Below are 522 nucleotides of genomic sequence, written 5' to 3' on the forward strand. Positions count from 1 at the left end.
CGGCGGTGTATGACCTGGCGAACCGGGGGTTGTTGCCGCCGAGTTTCGCGCTGGTGGGCTTCGGGCGCCGGGAGTGGAGTGATGAGGATTTCGCCGCCCAGGTGAGGTCCTCGGTCCAGGCGTATGCGCGGACGCCGTTTGATGAGGCGGTGTGGAACCAGCTTGCCGAGGGCATCCGGTTCGTGCAGGGCGAGTTCGACGACGACGCGGCGTTCCAGCGGCTCGGTGACACGGTCAAGGAACTCGATGAGGTCCGCGGCACCCGGGGGAACCACGCGTTCTACCTCTCGATTCCGCCGAAGGCGTTTGAGCAGGTCTGCCGGCAGTTGTCCAAGCACGGGCTGGCGCAGGCCGACGGGGACAAGTGGCGCCGCGTGGTGATCGAGAAGCCGTTCGGGCACGACCTGGAGTCCGCCCGGAAGCTTAATGACATTGTGGAGTCCGTGTTCCCGCCGGACGCGGTGTTCCGGATCGACCACTACCTGGGTAAGGAAACGGTCCAGAACATCCTGGCGCTGCGGT

1 pseudogene is annotated in these 522 nt (G+C 65.9%); it reads left to right on the top strand.

The annotated features are described in order from the left end of the window. Nucleotides 1–522 (top strand): annotated as a pseudogene (locus AC5RTT_RS20735) (glucose-6-phosphate dehydrogenase); the annotation flags it as partial.

The organism is Arthrobacter sp. Y3221157, from assembly GCF_059089865.1.